This is a genomic window from Arthrobacter sp. 10T425, from assembly GCF_056393985.1.
In genome coordinates this window covers 1-365 of the sequence record NZ_JBFTGZ010000136.1, presented here as the reverse complement: position 1 = coordinate 365, position 365 = coordinate 1, and the positions used below count along the sequence as shown (strand labels likewise).

General features: G+C 72.3%; 1 pseudogene. It reads right to left on the bottom strand.

Features of this window, described 5'->3' with window-relative positions:
- Positions 1-365 (bottom strand): annotated as a pseudogene (locus AC1DDH_RS20880) (hypothetical protein); the annotation flags it as partial.

Here is a 365-nt window from a genome sequence, read left to right as displayed (position 1 = left end):
GCGGATCCTCGGCGCGCACCAGATAGTCGAGCAGCCCGTCGAAGGTCCAGGTAGCAGAGGGAGGGTCAGCCGGCGGCGCCGGCGGCGGAGGCGCCCTGCCCCGTGCGGCGGGCGTGGGCGGATTGGACGGCTTGGGCGCCGTAGCAGTGGCCGGCTCGTCGCCGTGGCGCAGCGCAGGCACGAGGTCCGCCGCCTGGACCATCAGGTTCAGCGTGTAGTGGCGGTGGCGCTGGCGCATCTCGGCAATCAGCGCGTGCACCAGACGGTTGCGGAAGTCGTCGAACGCGGCGTAGCGCGCATCGCCGGGCAACGGCGGTTGGTCGAGGAACAGCGTGATGCCGTCGCCGACATGGCTCTCGCCAGCC